17 protein-coding genes are annotated in these 18,133 nt (G+C 53.2%); 15 read left to right on the top strand and 2 right to left on the bottom strand.

Features of this window, described 5'->3' with window-relative positions:
• The first annotated feature begins 4 nt into the window (after positions 1–4).
• Positions 5–853 carry a lysophospholipid acyltransferase family protein gene (locus WHS46_02220; protein MEJ5347494.1) on the top strand — a complete coding sequence of 283 codons (849 nt, stop codon included), beginning with the start codon at positions 5–7 and terminating at the stop codon, positions 851–853.
• Here WHS46_02220 and WHS46_02215 read toward each other — a convergent pair.
• On the bottom strand, positions 850–1,260 hold the full coding sequence (locus tag WHS46_02215; GenBank protein MEJ5347493.1) for a hypothetical protein: 411 nt from the start codon (positions 1,258–1,260) through the stop codon (positions 850–852). The genes WHS46_02220 and WHS46_02215 overlap by 4 nt on opposite strands.
• A 230-nt stretch (positions 1,261–1,490) precedes the next feature.
• Between WHS46_02215 and WHS46_02210 the strand changes: the two genes are divergently transcribed.
• From WHS46_02210 to WHS46_02195, 4 genes are all read left to right on the top strand, one after another.
• Positions 1,491–2,030 carry a biotin transporter BioY gene (locus WHS46_02210; GenBank protein MEJ5347492.1) on the top strand — a complete coding sequence of 180 codons (540 nt, stop codon included), beginning with the start codon at positions 1,491–1,493 and terminating at the stop codon, positions 2,028–2,030.
• A gap of 75 nt (positions 2,031–2,105) precedes the next feature.
• A complete protein-coding gene (locus WHS46_02205; GenBank protein ID MEJ5347491.1) occupies positions 2,106–2,852 on the top strand; it encodes an ABC transporter ATP-binding protein in 747 nt (248 codons plus the stop codon).
• On the top strand, positions 2,837–3,661 hold the full coding sequence (locus WHS46_02200; protein MEJ5347490.1) for an energy-coupling factor transporter transmembrane protein EcfT: 825 nt from the start codon (positions 2,837–2,839) through the stop codon (positions 3,659–3,661). The genes WHS46_02205 and WHS46_02200 overlap by 16 nt, the downstream gene beginning before the upstream one ends.
• Positions 3,662–3,748: 87 nt before the next feature.
• The gene (locus tag WHS46_02195; protein ID MEJ5347489.1) at positions 3,749–5,194 is read left to right on the top strand and encodes a glycosyltransferase; all 1,446 of its coding nucleotides are present in this window, start codon (positions 3,749–3,751) and stop codon (positions 5,192–5,194) included.
• A gap of 274 nt (positions 5,195–5,468) precedes the next feature.
• On the opposite strand, the gene WHS46_02190 is transcribed toward WHS46_02195, so the two are convergent.
• Positions 5,469–6,182 carry a lipid-binding SYLF domain-containing protein gene (locus tag WHS46_02190; GenBank protein ID MEJ5347488.1) on the bottom strand — a complete coding sequence of 238 codons (714 nt, stop codon included), beginning with the start codon at positions 6,180–6,182 and terminating at the stop codon, positions 5,469–5,471.
• Between the two features lie 671 nt (positions 6,183–6,853).
• On the opposite strand from WHS46_02190, the gene WHS46_02185 reads away from it, so the two are divergent.
• The 10 genes from WHS46_02185 to WHS46_02140 all read left to right on the top strand — a co-directional run bounded on the left by WHS46_02185 (position 6,854) and on the right by WHS46_02140 (position 18,127).
• Positions 6,854–7,885, top strand: a complete 1,032-nt coding sequence (locus tag WHS46_02185; protein MEJ5347487.1) for a U32 family peptidase — start codon at positions 6,854–6,856, stop codon at positions 7,883–7,885.
• Between the two features lie 460 nt (positions 7,886–8,345).
• The gene (locus tag WHS46_02180) at positions 8,346–10,682 is read left to right on the top strand and encodes a tetratricopeptide repeat protein (GenBank protein MEJ5347486.1); all 2,337 of its coding nucleotides are present in this window, start codon (positions 8,346–8,348) and stop codon (positions 10,680–10,682) included.
• 49 nt (positions 10,683–10,731) lie between these two features.
• Positions 10,732–12,066 carry a sigma-54 dependent transcriptional regulator gene (locus WHS46_02175; protein ID MEJ5347485.1) on the top strand — a complete coding sequence of 445 codons (1,335 nt, stop codon included), beginning with the start codon at positions 10,732–10,734 and terminating at the stop codon, positions 12,064–12,066.
• 251 nt (positions 12,067–12,317) lie between these two features.
• On the top strand, positions 12,318–12,704 hold the full coding sequence (gene flgB, locus WHS46_02170; protein ID MEJ5347484.1) for a flagellar basal body rod protein FlgB: 387 nt from the start codon (positions 12,318–12,320) through the stop codon (positions 12,702–12,704).
• Positions 12,704–13,141: a flagellar basal body rod protein FlgC gene (gene flgC, locus WHS46_02165; GenBank protein MEJ5347483.1), complete on the top strand. Its 438-nt coding sequence runs from the start codon at positions 12,704–12,706 to the stop codon at positions 13,139–13,141. The genes flgB and flgC overlap by 1 nt, the downstream gene beginning before the upstream one ends.
• Before the next feature lie 23 nt (positions 13,142–13,164).
• Positions 13,165–13,461, top strand: coding sequence for a flagellar hook-basal body complex protein FliE (fliE, locus tag WHS46_02160; GenBank protein ID MEJ5347482.1), 297 nt, complete (start codon positions 13,165–13,167; stop codon positions 13,459–13,461).
• 26 nt (positions 13,462–13,487) lie between these two features.
• Positions 13,488–15,068, top strand: coding sequence for a flagellar basal-body MS-ring/collar protein FliF (gene fliF, locus WHS46_02155; protein ID MEJ5347481.1), 1,581 nt, complete (start codon positions 13,488–13,490; stop codon positions 15,066–15,068).
• Between the two features lie 3 nt (positions 15,069–15,071).
• Positions 15,072–16,073, top strand: a complete 1,002-nt coding sequence (fliG, locus tag WHS46_02150; protein ID MEJ5347480.1) for a flagellar motor switch protein FliG — start codon at positions 15,072–15,074, stop codon at positions 16,071–16,073.
• Positions 16,060–16,788 (top strand): FliH/SctL family protein, encoded by a 729-nt coding sequence (locus WHS46_02145; GenBank protein MEJ5347479.1) that lies wholly within the window; start codon positions 16,060–16,062, stop codon positions 16,786–16,788. The genes fliG and WHS46_02145 overlap by 14 nt, the downstream gene beginning before the upstream one ends.
• Positions 16,778–18,127 carry a FliI/YscN family ATPase gene (locus WHS46_02140; GenBank protein ID MEJ5347478.1) on the top strand — a complete coding sequence of 450 codons (1,350 nt, stop codon included), beginning with the start codon at positions 16,778–16,780 and terminating at the stop codon, positions 18,125–18,127. Before WHS46_02145 ends, WHS46_02140 begins: the two co-directional genes overlap by 11 nt.
• Positions 18,128–18,133: the final 6 nt, after the last annotated feature.

Here is an 18,133-nt window from a genome sequence, read left to right as displayed (position 1 = left end):
GAGGATGCAACGCAGAGGCGCCGAAAGCGCGGAAAAACACTGGCTGTCAAGAGCAGCGGGCGTCGCCTGGCACGCGCTGGATTGGAAACACCGCCGTACGGCGGAAGCCAATATTCGGCTGGCATTGGGCATGAACGGTGCGGCCGCCCGTGAGCTTGCTCGGGAAAATTTTCGGCACCTTACCAGGGTCTTTGCTGAATTTCCCCGCATGGCCCTCATGAACCGGCAAAACTTTCATCGGTTTGTGGAAGCCCAAGGGGAAGAGCATCTCTTACGCTCTCTGAAACAAGGTCGAGGTGTTTTGATCCTCACGGGCCATGTGGGAAACTGGGAATGGATGGCCTACAGTGCGCCTTTTTTCGTACCGGCACGACTGAATATGGTCGCTCGACCCATACGCCCGGAACCGCTCAATCGATGGGTCACTCGATTGCGAGAAGGTTCCGGAAACCGGGTCATCACCAAGCAGCACGCTCTGCTGCATGCTCTTAAAGCCCTTAAAAGAAATGAAATGGTCGGGTTCCTGCTGGATCAGAACGCGGGGAAAAAAACGGGGATTTGGGCTCCTTTTTTCGGCGGCTATGTCCTTACCCACAAAACCCTGGCCCACATTGCGCTGCGGACTCAGGCTCCTGTGCACCCCGTGTTCAATCACCGCATGCCCGACGACCGTTACCTCATAGATATCGGACCGCCGGTTCCAATGCCGCAACAGGGAAGCTTTGAAGAAAAGACGGCGGTGATGACCGCCGTCTTTAACCGTCTTCTGGAATCTTACATCCGTCGGTTTCCCGATCAGTGGTATTGGATCCATCGGCGTTTCCGCCGGTACCGTTTCGCCCTCACTTCCTAAAGTTCGTATTCACCCTCGATGTCCAGAATGTATTCACGATCCTGGGTGCCGGGCTTGACCGTGAAAGTTCCACTTCCCTTAATGGTGGCCAGCTTTCCAATCCCTCTGTAAATGGTCCAGGTGCCCTTGGTCAGTTTACTCGCCGGATCCCGCTCGCCTTCGTATTTACTGTAAATGGAGCCCTCTTCAAAATGCGTCACGGCATAACCCATCATCTTTCCGGCACCGCGAACGCGGTCATGGAAAGTGACACTTCGGCGGGAGACAAATTTTCCAGCCACCCCCACCTGATATTCGATGGGCTCCCCTTCCATCTCCACCAACATCAGGGTGTGATCGAATTCGTCATGGACATAAAGCATTTCGCGACGGGTGACCATGAGTCGATACGTGGCTTTGCGCTTCATGTGGACCTCCTACGGCAAGGGTTTTGGTGGATCGGGCGTCGTGTCCAAACGACGCATGAAAATAGCTTGTTCCCCTCTGTAGCACAGGCTGACGCTTCTGGCTAGTGCGAACCCGAGGCGGCAACCTCAACCCGTAGATTGAATCCTCCCGTATTTTTCTTGACACAAGCCATCCTTTAAGTTAACCGATCACCTGATTATGGGTTGACTATAAAAAAAGGAGCTGACCAATGCCTGTGGAAACCATTCGCCGTATGGTCCTTGTCTGTCTCATGACCGCTCTGATCGCTTTGGGTGCTCAGCTAGCCGTTCCAATCGGTCCGGTTCCTCTTGTTTTGACGAATCTTTTCGTCTTTTTGGCGGGCCTTCTTTTAGGTCCTAGGTACGGGGCCGCAGCCGTAGGACTTTACCTGCTCCTCGGGGCCGTCGGGTTGCCTGTGTTTGCCAATTTTAAGGGAGGTGCCGCTCATTTTGCCGGACCTACGGGCGGATATCTCGTAGGTTTTGTCGCAGCCGCTTGGATCACCGGTCTTTTAAGTCGTGCACCATTTCGGACGATGGATATCCTAGCGGTTCTTGTTGGACTCTTGACCGTTTACGTATTTGGTGTTCCCTGGTTAAAAATGGTAACTGGCATGAGCTGGTCCAAAGCTTTCGCCGTGGGTATGATCCCTTTTGTCTTAGGGGATATCCTTAAGGCCGCCGCGGCCGTCGTGCTGGCGTGGTCCCTTCGCCCAGCACTGGCTCGCCGGCTCCCTGTCATGGCCTAGAAGATAACACCGCAGAGACGCAGAGAGCGCGGGGTAAGCTTTTACGTGAAAGACGCTTTCCCGCTGGAATGATTCATGATTGAAGCTTCAAATTTGCATTACCGTTACCCCGATGGAACCGTCGCCCTTCGAGGCGTGACTTTTCGACTGCAAACTCCGTCCTTTGTGTTGTTGTGCGGCGCCAACGGCCAAGGAAAAACCACCCTGCTTCACATTCTCACAGGGCTCTATGAACCTTCCCTCGGTTCCGTCCGTGTCTTGGGCTTGAACCCTGCCAAGGATTCCAGGGCCTTACGTTCTCAAGTGGGGCTCGTCTTTCAAGACCCGGACCACCAGATCCTTGGGGAAACCGTGGCGGAAGATGTGGCTTTCGGTTTGGAAAACTTGGGGCTTTCCAGAGAAGAGGTGCGCGGCAGAGTCGATGCCGTCTTGAACCGATTCGGCCTGCAGGCCTTTCGAGATAAACCCTGCTATGCGCTGTCCGGCGGTGAAAAAAGAAGGGTGGCATTGGCCTCCGTTGTGGCTATGAACCCTCGAGTGATCCTGTTTGATGAGCCGTTTACCTATCTGGACTGGGCAGGAAGCCAGGCGGCTGTGGAAGCCATGTTGTCTCTGCGCGCTGAAGGACGCACGGTGGTGGTCTCAACACATGACGTGGAAAAGGTGATCGCTTACGTGGAAGACGTGCTGGTGCTTGAAAAAGGGGTTGTTGTGGATCAGGGACCGCCTTCCCAAATCGCTTTTCGGCTGGGTCGATACGGTGTGCGCCCGCCGTGTTCCCTGCTTTTTGGAAAAGGCTTGCAACCATGGCTCGCCGCCTAGCCCTTCATTATGTGCCGCGCTCTTCGCCCGTTCACCGTCTTGATGCCCGCACGAAGCTCCTAGCTCTTTTTCTTTTTTGCACCGTTCTGCTGCGCTTCAGCGCCTTCGCTTTGCTCACAATCACATCAGCGCTTGCGATCACAACGGCGGCGGCGCGTCTTCCGTGGGCTCTTTTGTGGCGAACATTCCGTTCCTGGCTTCCCTTTTTGGGAGTCATCTTTTTGGTTCAGGCCTTTTCACCGAGGCGTCTCGAGCAGACAATTCCTCTTGAAGAAGTTTTAAGAAGCGGGGATTTCCTCAGTCTCTGGTATCTTATCTTGAAGTTTTTTCCTGAAGACAACGTTTTCCAAGCGCTGATCAGCGGTTTTCGTTTGCTGCTCATGGTGTTGTGGGCGGTTGTCTTCACGGCGGTCACACCTCCTCGAGACCTTCAACATGCACTTCTCTGGATCCTTCAGCCCCTGCCTTTTCTTCCAGCCCGAAGGATCGCCGTTATGGTTTCCCTGTCACTTCGTTTTTTTACGCAGCTTCTGGATGATCTGGAACACATTCGTTTGGCCGAGAAAGCCCGATTGGGCGATGGCGGTTTTCGTCCATGGCGTCATGTGCGAACAAGCGTATCGGCTCTTTTTCGCAAAGCGTTGGGTCGTACCGAAGCCACCGCGCTGGCTCTGGCCGCTCGTGGTTATCGAGAGGATCTCATCGTGGAAATCCCTCCATGGCCCAAAAAGCATGGTCTTGTTTTAGGCCTTTTTGCGGCCGTCGTTGTCTTTTATGAAGACATGGTCTTAAGGTTCTGGCCGGGATAGCGGCACTGATGTTCCGGAAGGGGAACAGGATGGAACAAATCATCGAAGAATGGAACTTTTCGGAAGGTTCTGCTCGAGGGAATTCCTATGGACTACGGGGCGGCTTCAGAGCTTCTGGATGCCTTTCAAAGGGACATCGAGGCCGGGACGTTATGGGCCATTCAGAATGAGACGGCGCACGGCTGTCGGCGCCAAGACTTATGGGCGGCCTTGGAAGCCCTGTTGGTGTGGCATAGGCCCAGACTGGAAGCCGGGCCCGGTTTGGATTTTCCTTACAAGGTGCTTCGAAAAACAGCTTCGGTCCTTCAAAGCCAGGCCGAAAAGAGCCACGATTTGAGCAGCCGCCAGGCAGAGCTGTATCTGACCCTGCTGCCTTTTTCAGGTCAATGGCAGCGTCTTTCCGCGTTGGAAAAATCAGGTTGTGAAGAACCGGATGTGCGCGAGTTTTTTCAAAGAGAAAAGAAAAAGATTACCGAAAAGATAGCACAAAAGGGCGAAAAGACTGTGCGCGTTTCCCATTTCATGCAAGTCCTCAAAGCCCCTCGAGAGCCCCATGAAAAGGGCGTTCTTCGCATCTTTTCACTTCCGTACCTGATCCTGGACGAAGGCGTTCTCGGCGACCTTGGCCGTCGATTTGTCCTCTTCGTAGAACCGCCTATGGGTGTCATCTGGCGACACAGTTGGTGGCGACGATTCTGCTTGTCGAAAACACCTTGCCTTTTCGGACTGGCCGGTGCGGAAGACCGAAACTTTGTTGCAACACAACATAACGCCGTGCCCATTCCCTTGGCTCATGGGGATTTTTTGGAGGACTTGGCACAGCCGCCTTTGCCGAACACGAGAAAAGATTTTGATATTGTCTTCAACGCCACGTTTGATGACATGCCGCGAAAACGGCACTTACTCATGTTGGACCTTTTGCTGAAGCCGGAACTTTCCAAGAAAAAAGCTCTTTTTCTAGGTCGAGGAACCCCGGAAAACGTCGAGGCTTTTGAACGAGCTGTGAAAGAGCGGGGGTTGGAGCCCCGGGTCACTGTAAGACCGAACGTACGACGTTTGGATATCCCGGAACTGTTATCCAGATGCCGTCTCGGGGTTCATCTGTCCCTTTATGAAAACGCCAGCCGAGCGGTGATGGAATACTTTCGATCCAATATTCCTTGCGTCTTGAGTTCTTCCACGGCCGGTATGAACCTGGACATGTTCACCGATGAAACGGGTGCCGCCGTTCCCGACATTCAGCTTTCCCAGACTATCGCCTCCATTTTGGAAAACCCGCATCGTTACAGGCCAAGAAGCTGGTTTCTTAGGGAAAGTGGTAGTCTCGTCTCCACACGACGCCTGAATTCAAGGCTGAAAACCTTTTTTCATGAAAGGAACTTGCCTTGGACCCAAGACATCGTGGCACTGACCAGCAGCGGAGCCAGCCGCTATGCCTCTCCTAAGGATAAAGAACGCTTTCGCGAAGAGCATCGCTGGCTTGCTGATAGGATTCAGCCCTCCCTTCCGTTCGGGTTTCAAATCCTTCCTTAAAAGCATGTCGCAGAAAAGATTTTTCTTGGAGAGCATGGGCCTTTCGTCACGAAGGTGCAGAGATGTGCGGGCAGCAAGATCTTTCCCTGGGACCGAGATCGTTGTGTATTCATGACTAAAGGGCCAAAAGCTGACGCTTTTAGGAAATAACCCAGTTTCCGATTTGGAGGGGCGAGGCGTCGCCTCGCTCCTCCATTGAAGCGGTATTCGACGCTCCAGTCATTGTGCGTTCTCGGACTGAGCCTCATCAGTGCAAAGGATAAATATGAAGAGATCAGCGTCCCGTCGAGATGGTTTCCAGGCGTTGCTTGAGCGGTGCCGACCGTGGGTGGCTCACGGCTTTTCGAATGATGATGTCCATGGGGCCGACGGCCTGGCCGTAGTAGAGTTGGTTCCAATCACCTCGAACTTTCAGGACGGCTCCTTCCAGGGACATGCCTGCGTAGAGTCCTTTCGCTTTGGCAAAGGACAAAATATCGGCACTCAGGTTATGAGGTGTGGCGCCTTCCATACTCATACCCACGGGTCCTACAGCCACGGAGGCATCGGCGCCCAGCTTGAATGTGGACGAATAAAAGGCTTCCACGCCTCGGTCAGTACGTACCATGAGAATCAGTTCCGCAGCGCTGGCTCCGATCTGCAACCCGATGCTTGCCCCTCCCAATGTGTAAAACACCGGTTCACTCCACCGACCCGTCTGGGGCTCACGTGCCAGAAATACCCCGGAACCTCCCGATCCTCCGATAATAAAGCCCCCTTTAAGAAACTGAGGAATAATGAGGACGCCTCGAGCGTATTGAAGGTAGTTTTTAAGCCAGGAAAAATTGGGATCCGAGGTCATGCTGTCCAGGGTGACACGAGCGCGTTCCACCAGAGATTCCGGAGCACTCATGGCTCCTGCGGGTGGAACGACCAAAATGGAAACCAGAGCGGACACGAGTAAGGTCAAGACTGGAAACCATGCTTTCTTCCTCATGGCTTTGTTCATGGGCTCCTCCCAAAGTTTCGAACGTGACTTTGGCCTTACAATGTCTTTGCGCGTTCTCAAATACCCGCAATGACCACCGAACACATTCCGTCCTTATGCCATGAGTCTGGGAAGGCTCCAAGGTTTTTTAGTCGGCTCCAAAAAAGTTTTCGAGAATGGAATGGGGCCGTGTGTCGAACGATAGACTGTTTGAACCGATAGCCTTTCAGTGAACGCCTTTCTCCCTGGGAGCTGGGGCGTTCGGCCCCTCAAAATGAGCGAGCCAAAGGCCGGAATTTCCAGAACCCAAAGGTTTTCGGGCATAAGGGTACGGTGCGCCGCGCCCCTACGTTTCGGCCTGGAATCGCTCATTCTATGTTCTCGGACAAGATTCTAGGAGCTTACAGATCAGGCGGTTCGGGAGGAATGTCCCAGGGGGAGATGGGTTGGGGGCGGACACATGAGCCGGCCCCGACAGGTGTTTAGGAGAAAGCCGATGGCATGGGAAGGTGCGTCGGGGCGTGGTGGTAAAAGGATAGGATGCGCCCACGAGGCAAGGTCCAGAAAACGCTCATTACCGGAATGTCTTCTCGATCTTGCTTTTGAGAGATAATTTCATTAGGATCATGGGCAAATGTCAAATTCATTTCATGCTGGTAGAAGCGGCAGCCAAAGATCAAAGGAGGCGCCCCATGAATGAACTGCTCGCTCCAGGTGGCAGTCTTGAAATGGTGGAAGGTGTGTTGCAAAGCGGTGCCGATGCGGTCTATGTGGGATCCAAAGGGTTCAGTCGTCGCAAATGCGCTTGGGAAATGGAAGATTCCCAAATTCGGGAAGCTATCGAAGTCGCGAAACCTTTTGGGGGCAAGATTCGAGTTGCACTGAATGCGGAAATTCCCGAAGACAAACGCATGCTGGCCCTGAAAAAGATCGCCAAATACGCCGCATGGGGAGCCGAGGGGGTCATTGTGAAAACCCCGGCCGTAATGCAGATGGTTTCGGAAAACTTTCCTCAGTTGGTCATTCACGCCAGCGTCGGTTGCAATATTCAAACCCGTGCTCAGATCGCTCAGTACAAAGCTTACGGCGTGCATCAAATCGTGGCCAGCACGGAAATCAATACCGTGGAAAAACTCCGCCGCTTCAAGGCGGACGCCGATGCCGAAGGTGTAGGTACGGAAGTTCTGATCCATGGCAACCGCTGTGTGGGCGGCGTAGGAAACTGCAGTTTCCATGAGCTCATCAGCGATTCCTACATCAAGAAGACCTATTACGATGAAGACGGCAATGAAATCGTGGAATACGAAGGCTGGCCGGATCGAAGCGGCAGCTGCTTTCGTCTGTGTCTTCTGACCGATGAGCAAAGAGAAAAAGTGCTGAAAAAGCGTGGCCGAAGCGACCAGGAAATTCAAAACATCAACGACCGCATTCGCCGCCATCCCAACGTGGCTTTTGCCATCAACGGCAAGGAACTTTGGGATTACATGGATCTGGGGCTGACCACACTTAAGGTGCAAGGTCGAGAATACGCCGTCAGTCTGATCAGCCGAATGATCGCTCTGTACCGAGCCATGATCGATGCACACCGAGCGGGAAAACCCCACGACGACCCGCACCTTATTCCGCTGCAACAGGAACTGGACGCCATTGCTATGGACCGAGACCGAGCCCGCATGGAAAAAACTCGAGAACTCCACCGAAACATCAAAGGCCTTTACAGCTAGTTCCCTATAGCCGCAGGGCTCGACAAACCTGTCCGCCTTTCCCTTTCTCGAAAGCCGGTGTGCCTGTCAATCCTTTCGACATCACGCCGGCTCTTTTTTGAAAGATATCGTCAATTCTTTGACGAAAGGGCCTGTCCGTGCCTTGCTGACGTTGTCGCCTTTCTTTTGTTTGTTGCAAGCTTACCTGCCCCGCCATTTTCCCCGTTGGCATTTCGGGGTCCCATTTTTTCCAGCTGGTACGACGGTTGCTAAATCCTGGTACTGAACGACTCATAGACCAGGGAGCAGCGCCCGAGGATCCGGATGAAGGATCAGATAAGCTCTCGGGAGCGTTCCATTCTCATCCAGGCCATGGAACTTCGTGAGCCTCAAAGGACGCGGTCGTATGCGACGCAGCACAACATGCGCTCTGATTCTTTTTTTATTCAGCTGTCTTGCGGTCCCGGGGTGGAGCGCCACCATGGTTCACGGTCTTCGTCTCGGCCTGCATGCAACCCACACCCGGCTCGTTTTGGACTGTGAAGGGGATCTTCCCGCCAAAGTTTCATACGACTCACCTCGCGAATGGACTGTTTCCTTTGATAACCTGGAAAGAGATCAAGGACAAAAACTCTCAGTCCCGAGCCCTCGAGGCAAAATTCAGAAACTTCACTGGATCTTTAACGGCCGAAAAGCCGTCTTGAAGATTTCCCTCAAAGAGCCGCTTTCGCAAGCCAAGATTTTTACCATGGAAAACAATCTTCGAGGCTCGAGCGGCTATCGTTTGGTGATCGACTTCGGGCTGTCCGGGGTTTCTTCCATGGTCTTTGCCCAAAAGGATAAGGCTTCCGGGGACACCCCCCCTGAATCCGCTTCTAAAGAATCAGACTCCAAGGACAATGGGCTGTCTCCTTTGGAAAGCTCAGAGCCTCTACAACCGAAAGCGGAAAAGGAGGCGTCGGCGACGACACACCCGGCGGCGGAGCCTGCCTCCTCTCAGCCCATGAAGTCGCCATCCTCGAGAATCATTCGCCCCATACAAGCCCAATCCCTTCACGATCTGGCTGACATGACTTATGAGGAACTGCGCGATAAACTTCCCGAAACCGCTGAACAGATCATAGCCGCCTATCAGAAAGCGGTGCAGAAGGAGCCGCAACACCCTCGGCATGTTTCGGCTCTGTTACGTATGGCTGAAATCTCAGAAAAAGCCGGCGATGTGAAAAAAGCGGAACGTATCTACCAGCGAATCCTTAATGAACATCCTCAGAATCCAGACGTCGCTCCGGCGTGGATTCGTCTGGGGGAAATGCAAGCAAGCCGAAACAATCTTTTGGAAGCCCTCAAGGCTTTTCAGGAAGCTGAAAAATTTCCATTAAAGACCCCTGAAAGGCTTCGCGCGCGATGGGGTGTGGCGCAGATTTACGTCCAGACGGGAAAAGCCGGTGAAGCCTTGAGTCTCCTGCAAGGCCTTCTTGAGGAGCATCCGGAAGCCTACCTTCAAAAACCGGAAATTTATCGAACCTTGGGAGAAGCCGCCTTTGCCGTCAAGGATCTCGCCGCCAGTCGTAACTACCTTATGCGCTACATCAATTTGGCCGGCGATGTTCCCGACAAAGACATCGTCTTGGCCCGCATAGCCGAAACTTACCTGCACGAAGGCAACCGCACTCAGGCGGATAAGCTCTACGCCCACATTCAAGTCCATTACCCCGACTCTGAAGGGGACATCATCGGTCGGCTTCGCAAGGCTGAATATTATGAAACGCAGGGTCCAGAACTGCGGGAGGAGGCTTTCAAAATCTACCAGGATTTGGAATCTCGACAGAGCACAGGACCCCTGAAATATTTCATCCAGTTTAAACTGGCTTACGGCGAATTTCTGACGGGACAACATGAAAAATGTCTGGAACGGATCGACGCCGTCTTGAAATCTGCAGACAAGGCTCCCGTCTACGACGACTTACGTCTTCTTCGGCGAAAGGTTCTACAGACACTCGTAAAGAGACGTTTTGAAGCCGGGGATGTCAAAGGTGTCATTACCTTGTACACAGACGATCCTTTCGCCTTTCAAGACCAAGAGGCTGCAGAGGTTCTGGCATACGTAGCGCAATCCTATGAGTCCCTGAACCTTTTCCCGGAAGCTTTGGCTCTTTATGAAAATCTTGCCCAAAAAGATCCCAAGCCTCAGTGGCGACTGGCAATGGCCCGGATGGCTTACGAATTGGGACACCTGGAAAAGGCCCATGCCATCGTCTCCACTGTGTCCGATCCTGGTTTTATAGACGCCAAAGAAAAACTATTGATCCGTATCGCTTTTGCCATGAGGGACTGTTCGGCCGTCCTTCGCGTTGGGGAATCCTTAGCGAAACGTCACGGTGGACCAGATCAATGCCCCGTGGAAACAGCAGCCTTGGTTGCATTAAGCTTGTTTGAAACAGGCAAGGAAGAAGCCGCCATGTCCTGGGCCCAAGCCTGCTTTCGTCGCACGGACTGGCAGGATCCTTCGTTGCTTGTGGCCTTGAGCCTCAAAGCCAGCCGATACCGCCAGAAAAACCGCATGTACGATCAGGCCGTTCAGCTTCTTGACCAAGGGATCGATAAGGTCCACTCAGAAGATCTGCGTAATCAGCTCATGTATGAAAAAGCTTCGCTTTTGCTTGAACAAGGCAAACGTGAAGAAGCGGAAAAGGTGCTTTCCATCCTTCTTCAATCGCCCAAGGAACTGTGGAAAACGGCAGCAAAGCAAAAGCTCGACTACCTCAGGATGAGCCCATGGAATTCCTGGACGCCGGAAAAGGATGCCAACGCCTCATGACGGTTGACATCACTCGAAATGAGATCTTGGTAAAGGAAAGTTAAAGACGATGCATGTCGCCTTTTTGGAAAGTCGGCAGGCACTGGTTAATCCCTTACGCCATTTGGTGGAGAACCTAGGACACCGCTGCACCACGGTACGCACCGTCACCCAAGCCCTGGCTCTTCTGGAGGAAGATCCTCCCCAGGCGGCTTTCGTCCTACTCAACGGCCAGGACACGGAACCTCTGCACTTTTTGGAAAAGATCCAATCATTGGACGATCCTTTACCGGTCATTGTGCTCAGCCCCGAACCTTCCCTGGAAGACGCCGTGCAGGCCATGCAACGGGGGGCTCAGGATTTTTGGGTGCTTCCCGTCAGCCATGAACGCGTGAAGCAGACTCTACTCTGGCTTGAAGAACGCCGAAAAGCGGAAAATTTCAGGAATATGGCTGCAACGCCGGATGCAAGTGACATCATCGTCACCCGCAATCCTACCATGCTCAAGTTGAAAACCATCGCCATGAAGGTGGCGACCAGTGACGCCACGGTCTTCATCCAGGGAGAAAGCGGCACGGGCAAAGAACTTTTCGCTCGATTCATTCACCTTCATAGTCGAAGAGCGCGTGGACCTTTTCTCGCCGTCAACTGTGCGGCGCTTCCTGATAGCCTTTTGGAAAGCGAACTGTTCGGCTATGAAAAGGGTGCCTTTACGGGAGCCAATCGGTTGCGGAAAGGCAAATTTGAACTGGCTCATCAGGGAACCCTTCTTTTGGACGAAATCACGGAAATTCCTATCCACCTACAGGCCAAGCTTCTACGTGTGCTTCAAGAAGGAGAAGTGGACCGCCTTGGGGGTCGTTACCCCGTTCCCGTGGACGTGCGTGTTGTCACAACCACCAATGTGGACGTGGCGGCGGCGGTGCGAGAACAAAGGTTTCGAAAAGACCTCTACTACCGGCTCAACGTGATCCCCTTGAAAATTCCCCCCTTACGGGAACGCCTCGACGATATCCCCGTTCTGGTGGAATACTTTCTTCAAAAATTTCAAAAAAGGCACGGCGTTTCCACCATCACCACATCCCCTCAAGCCCTAAAAAAGCTCCAGGAATACCCCTGGCCCGGAAACGTTCGAGAACTGGAAAACGTCCTGCAAAGGGCCGTGCTGCTGGCGGACAAACCCGTCCTAGAACCCGAAGACCTGGAATTCGACCCGGTGGAAGTCGATCATGACGTTTCCCTTCCCTTAATGAGCCTGGAGGAGATGGAACGGCGCATGATCGAAAAAGCTTTGGCCAACACCGACGGGAACCGAACCCGAGCGGCTGAAATCTTGGGAATCAGCGTCCGCACACTGCGAAACAAACTCCACGAATACGCTCAAGACCTTCAAGACACACCCTGACATTTTTTTGACACGTTGAAGTTCACCGCAATCTTTCTGACATGAATGTTTTTGAAGCATGTCAGAAACTGAGCCCATCCCTGGAAGCTCGAAAGAGTCGCTTGAAAAGTCATGCGGGAAGCCATGTTGTGGCCTCTCTTTAACGAAATCCTCATCTATGATCAAAGGAAACGCGTCTTGTGGAATACCTGGTATGAGCCTTGCTTGGATTTTGGATTGTGGATTTCATGGAAAGACACAAGGAGGAAGTCATGGCGGAGACGCATCCCATTGACCGCACGGTAAACCTCATGAGGGATCGGCTCAACCTCAACGCCCTCACCCAAAAGGTGGTGGCAGCCAATCTGGCCAACATCAACACGCCGCGCTATGTGGCCAAGCGCCTTTCCTTTGAGGAGGCTCTCAAGGAATCGATGGAGGAGGATGGGCTTTCCTTGGTGAAAACCTCTATGGGCCATAGGGACCCCACCTCTGTGGAAGAGATCATGAAGACTCCGGAACTGGTGGAAACCGGGCCCGTGGACCTGGACGCAGAAATGGTGCTCTTGGCCCACAACAGTGTCGAGTACCAGTTCATGCTGACCATGCTCAACAAGAAGTTCAACCTGTTGCGCACGGCGATTGAAGGAGGACGCTGATGGACTTTGAAACCTCCATGAGAATCAGCGCTTCGGGGCTTCGCGCTCATCGCGCCTGGATCAATGTTCTTTCGGCCAACTTGGCCAATATCAACACAACCCGGACCTCTGAAGGAACCCCGTACCGGCGTAGAACTCTTATCTACGAAAGTGTCCCGCAGGACGATAGTTTTGATGCCATGCTTCGCGAAGCTATGGAAGGGGAATTGGAACGGGTGGAAGTGTCGGCTGTGGTTCCGGATGGACGGGACTTCAGGACAGTCTATGATCCGAACCATCCGGATGCGGACGCCAACGGAATGGTACGACTGCCAAATGTCAATCCTGTGGAAGATATGGCCAACATGCTTAATGCGGCTCGTTCTTATGAAGCTAATCTGGCCGCCTTAAACACGGCCAAGACCTTGGCTCTGCGCGCCCTGGAACTGGGCCGTTAAAGAGCCCCTAGGAGACGGGATTCATGCGTATCGAACAGACCTGGAAGCCGGTCAGCACGCCCGATGAGTTCCAGCTCGTCAAAAAGTCTTCGGCACAAGAATCTTCCTTTGCCGAAGAACTCAAGACCGCTGTGGGACAGGTGAACACTCTTCAAAACCAGGCTGAAGAAGCCATGAAAAACGGCGCGCTGCGAGGTGCGGAAAACATTCATGAAACCATGATCGCTCTTCAAGAAGCCGAAATCGGTCTCAAAATGCTGGTGCGGTTTCGAGACAAGGCCCTGGAAGCGTATCAGGAAATCATGCGCATGCAGTTTTAGCCCCGGGAAAAGGAGGCTTCTGATCCATGGACAAATTTCGGCTCCTTTTCACCAAGGCTCGAGAAAGCTTCGCGAGCCTTTCTTTGCCTCAGAAAATTCTTTCCATCGGCTCTATGGTGCTCCTTGGAGCGAGCCTCTTTTACTTGTTCTATTCTATCAATCGCGTGGACTATGCGCCCTTGTTGTCCGACTTGTCAGAAACAGACTTGGCCTCCGTCGTCAATGTGCTCAAAGAAAAGAAAATCCCGTACCAGCTCACGGGATCCCACGCCGTCTCGGTCCCCAAGGAGAAGCTCTATGAAACCCGCCTGCTCTTGGCTTCGGAAGGGCTGCCCAAAGGTTCCGGAATGGGCTTTGAGATTTTCGACCAGCAACGTCTTGGAAGCACCGAATTCGTGCAGCAGATCAACTATCAAAGAGCGCTGCAAGGAGAGCTGGGGCGTACCATCGCGCAAATGGAAGAGGTCCAGGAATGCCGAGTACACCTGACCTTGCCCGAAGAAGCCCTCTTCAAGGAAGATCAAAAACCACCTCGAGCCTCCGTGTTTTTGAAGCTTAAGCCCGGGAGCAAATTGGGCACCAAACAGTTGCATGCCGTCGCCCATCTGGTTTCCACCGCCGTCAAGGGATTGGATCCGGAAAACGTCACCATCATGAGCACGGATGGAAAGGTGTTCTTTCGCAAAGAGGGTTCTGGGGACGATCAACAGATGAACCCCGTGCACCTGGAAATCAAGAATCGCCTTGAAGACGACTTGAGGTCCAAAGTGGAGGGAATGCTGGCCCGAGTCGTCGGCGCGGACAAGGTAACGGCCCAGGTTTCCGTAGAACTGGATTTCAGTCGTATTCAAGTTGCCGAAGACATCTATGATCCGGACAGTGCCGTGGTCCGAAGTCAACAAAGAACTCTGGAAAATTCTCAAGGTGTTGCACCGCAAGCGCGAGGCAATCCTGACGCTCCCATTAACATCGAAGGCAAGGTGCTGGAAGAGGAAGCCAAGCAACAAAAAAGTTTTAATCGTCAAAAAGAAACCGTCAATTATGAGATCAATCGCGTCAGCCGTCAGATTCTTCGAGCCCCTGGAACCCTTAAAAGACTTTCGGTGGCTGTGATCGTCGACGGACCTTATCAAATGCAACCGGGACAGAATGGTGTTTCAGAAAAGGTCTTTATAGGCCGAACCCCTCAAGAAATGAAAAGCTTGGAAGAATTGGTCAAAAAGGCTGTGGGCTTTGATGAAGCTCGCGGAGACCAGGTAACGGTCTCTAATGTGGCTTTTGCCGCAGACCCGTCGGAGGTCGCTCAGCTTCCCGTGGAAAACAAGTATCTGGCATTACTGAAAAAGCATCAACAGCTTCTCTTCAACGTGCTGCTGACCGTCCTGGTTTTCGTCTTCGTGGTTCGCCCCTTTATGAAACGCTTTCAAAAGATGGGGGAACAGAGCACGGCGGCCCAACTGCCCGCCGCCCTCCCTGAAGGAGCAGCAGAAGAACTCCTTGAAGGCCCTCAAGCACTTTCTCTACGCGATCAGGTGATCAGCCTGGTTCAGGAAAACCCTGTGCAGGCAGCTCAGGTTATTCGAGCGTGGATGCGTGAGGAGGCATAGATCATGGCTAAACTAACGGGTGTGCAGAAAGCGGCTGCAGTCCTTCTTGCCTTGGGAGAAGCCGGATCCGCTCAAATCCTTAGAAACCTCACTGCTCAGGAAATTCAAAAGCTCGGTTCCCAAATCGCCCGTATGGAAAACCTGGCCAAGGAAACCGTCGATGAATTGCTCAAAGAATTCCTCCAGCACATGGAAAAGGAACCGGCCATTCAGATTCCCGGTACGGTGCTCCTTAAAAAACTCCTTCCTGCCGTGCTGCCCCCGGAAGAAGCGGGAGCGGTTTTGAGTCGCATTGAAGAAGAAAACCGGAAAATACCCTTCAAGAACCTACAGGATGTGGATGCACGAGTGCTCGCCAACTTCATCAAGAGCGAACATCCGCAAACCATCGCCATTATCTTGGTCCACCTCGAACATGAAAAGGCCAGTGAGGTTCTCTCACTTTTGCCGGAAAACCTTCAGTTCGAAGTCACCAATCGCATTGCCACTTTGGAGACGGTCCCTCCGGATTTACTGCGCGAAGTGGACGAAGTCCTGGAAAAGGAACTTCTGTCCATGTCCGATGAGGGTTACAAGGTCGTGGGTGGTGTGCAAACGGTGGCGGAATTGCTCAACCGCTGCGATCGTCGCACCAGTGACAGTATCCTTCAAGCTCTGGAAGACTACGACGCGGAACTTGCGGATAACGTTCGAAACCTCATGTTCGTCTTTGATGATCTGGTCAATGTGAACGATCAGGGAATCCGCGAACTGCTCAAGGAAATCACCAACGAGGACCTCACCTTGGCCCTCAAGACAGCCTCCGAAGAAGTCAAACAGAAAATCCTCAAGAATCTGTCTCAAAGAGCCGCCCAAATGCTTCTGGAAGACATGGAGGTCATGGGCCCGGTGCGGCTCAGCGACGTGGAAGCGGCACAGCGCAATGTCCTCAATGTGGCTCGAAAACTGGAAAAAGAAGGTCGACTGATTCTGGCCAGAGGAGACGGCGGCGATGCCCTCGTTTAAAGTGCTCAAGGGAACCGGCTCTGCCCACGTGTCCCGTTTTGCCTTTGAAGCCCTCGATACGAAGCTTTCTCGGGACCCATCGTCGATCCCTTTTGAAACCTCTCTACCTTCGGAAACACCAAAAGCACCGGATGACCCTGACCCTTTGAGTGAATTGGAAACATTGATTCGGCAGCGTCTGCTCGAAGCCGAAAGGCGTGCACAGGAACTGGAAAGGGAAGCCTACCAAAAGGGCTATGAACAGGGCCAAAAGGACGGCTACGCTTTTGGGGCCAGCAGCATTCAAAAGGTGCGGGAACGATTGGAGATTCTCGCGGATTCCTTAGAAGAAACACCCAAGGAACTCATGCGTCATTACCGCACCTGGTTGCTTGAAGCAGCCTTGAGCATCAGCCGGCATCTTTTAACAGCCGCCGTCTCCATCAACCCTTTGGTTGTGGAAAACCTGGTGGACCACATTCTTGAACACATGGATCGATCCCACACTATCACCATCGTGCTCCATCCCAAGGACCGCGATCTTTTACAGAAGCACGGAGTTTTGGCACGATGGCTTGCCACACCTTACGACGGTCATGGCTCGATTCGTGTCACGGTGGATCCTACCATGAGTCGAGGCGGCTGCCGTGTGGAAAGTGCCATCCAGGAAATAGATGCGTTGGTGGAAACACGTCTGGAAAATCTTCGGGAGGTCCTCTTCGCCCATGACTCCTGATGCGGCATCTCCCCAAAAAGAAATGGATCCTCTAAGCCTTAAAGGCGTCCTCACACGAGTGCCTCGAACACCCCGATGGAAAACCTACGGCAAGGTGTCCGCTTTAGTGGGAAATCTTATCGAAGTGGTGGGGCTGGAGGCCACGGTGGGGGATATCTGTCGTATTCATCTTAAAGGGAGTTGCGAAACCGTCATGGCCGAAACCGTGGGGTTTGTGGGACGACGCCTGAAACTGAGTCCCTTATCCCCGCTGCGGAATCTGGCTCCCGGAGATAAGGTCACCGTGGAAGCCAAATTTTCTTCCTGCCCAGTTTCCCTTCAGATGCTGGGTCGAGTCATTGACGGTATGGGACAGCCTTTGGACACTGCCGGTCCCATTGCGGAGACCGTGCTTTATCCTTTACGTCCCAGCACGCCCAATCCCCTCACGCGCCCCATCATCTCGCAACAGCTGGATGTGGGAATTCGCGCCATCAACGGCCTTCTTCCCATCGGTAAAGGACAGCGCATGGGAATTTTTGCCGGATCGGGTGTCGGGAAAAGCACCTTGCTCGGCATGATGGCCCGTTACACCTCGGCTCCCGTCAATGTGATCGCCCTCATCGGGGAACGGGGCCGTGAGGTCAACGAGTTTCTGGACAGCGAACTGGGCGAAGAGGGGTTATCTCGTTCGGTGGTGGTTGTCGCCACGTCGGACCAACCAGCCACTTTGAGGGTTAGAGCCGCCTACGTAGCCTGTGCTGTTGCGGAATTTTTTCGTGACCAAGGAATGGACGTCCTTTTCATGATGGATTCCGTGACCCGGTTCGCCATGGCGGCAAGGGAGATCGGCTTGGCCGCCGGGGAGCCCCCCGCCACCAAAGGCTACCCTCCAAGTGTTTTCGGGCTCTTGCCTCAACTTCTGGAACGGGCCGGAAGTTTTGAAAAAGCCACCATTACCGGGATCTATACCGTGCTTGTGGAAGGAGACGACCTGGATGATCCCATCGCCGACACGGTTCGCTCCATTTTGGATGGTCATATCGTCCTGGACAGAGATTTGGCGCATCGCCGCCATTACCCGGCCATCAATCCCTTAAAAAGCGTCAGTCGTTTGACGGATCGCATTCTGGATGCCGAAATCAAAACCTTGGCCACGCGTTTTATCGAGATTTTGGCGGATTATAAACGAAGCGAAGACATGATTCAAATCGGGGCTTATGTGCGAGGAAGCCATCCACCGACGGACTATGCCATTCAGATGATCGATAAACTCAACGACTATCTCAGACAACCAGTCACTCAACGCTGCACCGCCGAAGAAGCTCACCAGGCGCTGCGTAACCTTTTTGAAGCCTAAGGAGGA

The organism is Desulfosoma sp. (assembly GCA_037481875.1).
Taxonomy (GTDB): domain Bacteria; phylum Desulfobacterota; class Syntrophobacteria; order Syntrophobacterales; family DSM-9756; genus Desulfosoma.
This window is presented reverse-complemented; position numbering and strand designations above follow the sequence as displayed.

What these genes read in the sequence shown, in the direction of transcription:
- WHS46_02215 (MEJ5347493.1), bottom strand. Translation starts at nt 1,260, where the DNA reads ATGAAGCGCAAAGCCACGTATCGACTCATGGTCACCCGTCGCGAAATG.
- WHS46_02210 (MEJ5347492.1), top strand. Translation starts at nt 1,491, where the DNA reads ATGCCTGTGGAAACCATTCGCCGTATGGTCCTTGTCTGTCTCATGACC.
- WHS46_02195 (MEJ5347489.1), top strand. Translation starts at nt 3,749, where the DNA reads ATGGACTACGGGGCGGCTTCAGAGCTTCTGGATGCCTTTCAAAGGGAC.
- WHS46_02175 (MEJ5347485.1), top strand. Translation starts at nt 10,732, where the DNA reads ATGCATGTCGCCTTTTTGGAAAGTCGGCAGGCACTGGTTAATCCCTTA.
- WHS46_02190 (MEJ5347488.1), bottom strand. Translation starts at nt 6,182, where the DNA reads ATGAACAAAGCCATGAGGAAGAAAGCATGGTTTCCAGTCTTGACCTTA.
- WHS46_02145 (MEJ5347479.1), top strand. Translation starts at nt 16,060, where the DNA reads ATGCCCTCGTTTAAAGTGCTCAAGGGAACCGGCTCTGCCCACGTGTCC.
- fliF (MEJ5347481.1), top strand. Translation starts at nt 13,488, where the DNA reads ATGGACAAATTTCGGCTCCTTTTCACCAAGGCTCGAGAAAGCTTCGCG.
- WHS46_02140 (MEJ5347478.1), top strand. Translation starts at nt 16,778, where the DNA reads ATGACTCCTGATGCGGCATCTCCCCAAAAAGAAATGGATCCTCTAAGC.
- WHS46_02180 (MEJ5347486.1), top strand. Translation starts at nt 8,346, where the DNA reads ATGGTTCACGGTCTTCGTCTCGGCCTGCATGCAACCCACACCCGGCTC.
- flgC (MEJ5347483.1), top strand. Translation starts at nt 12,704, where the DNA reads ATGGACTTTGAAACCTCCATGAGAATCAGCGCTTCGGGGCTTCGCGCT.
- WHS46_02220 (MEJ5347494.1), top strand. Translation starts at nt 5, where the DNA reads ATGCAACGCAGAGGCGCCGAAAGCGCGGAAAAACACTGGCTGTCAAGA.
- WHS46_02185 (MEJ5347487.1), top strand. Translation starts at nt 6,854, where the DNA reads ATGAATGAACTGCTCGCTCCAGGTGGCAGTCTTGAAATGGTGGAAGGT.
- WHS46_02200 (MEJ5347490.1), top strand. Translation starts at nt 2,837, where the DNA reads ATGGCTCGCCGCCTAGCCCTTCATTATGTGCCGCGCTCTTCGCCCGTT.
- fliG (MEJ5347480.1), top strand. Translation starts at nt 15,072, where the DNA reads ATGGCTAAACTAACGGGTGTGCAGAAAGCGGCTGCAGTCCTTCTTGCC.
- fliE (MEJ5347482.1), top strand. Translation starts at nt 13,165, where the DNA reads ATGCGTATCGAACAGACCTGGAAGCCGGTCAGCACGCCCGATGAGTTC.
- flgB (MEJ5347484.1), top strand. Translation starts at nt 12,318, where the DNA reads ATGGCGGAGACGCATCCCATTGACCGCACGGTAAACCTCATGAGGGAT.
- WHS46_02205 (MEJ5347491.1), top strand. Translation starts at nt 2,106, where the DNA reads ATGATTGAAGCTTCAAATTTGCATTACCGTTACCCCGATGGAACCGTC.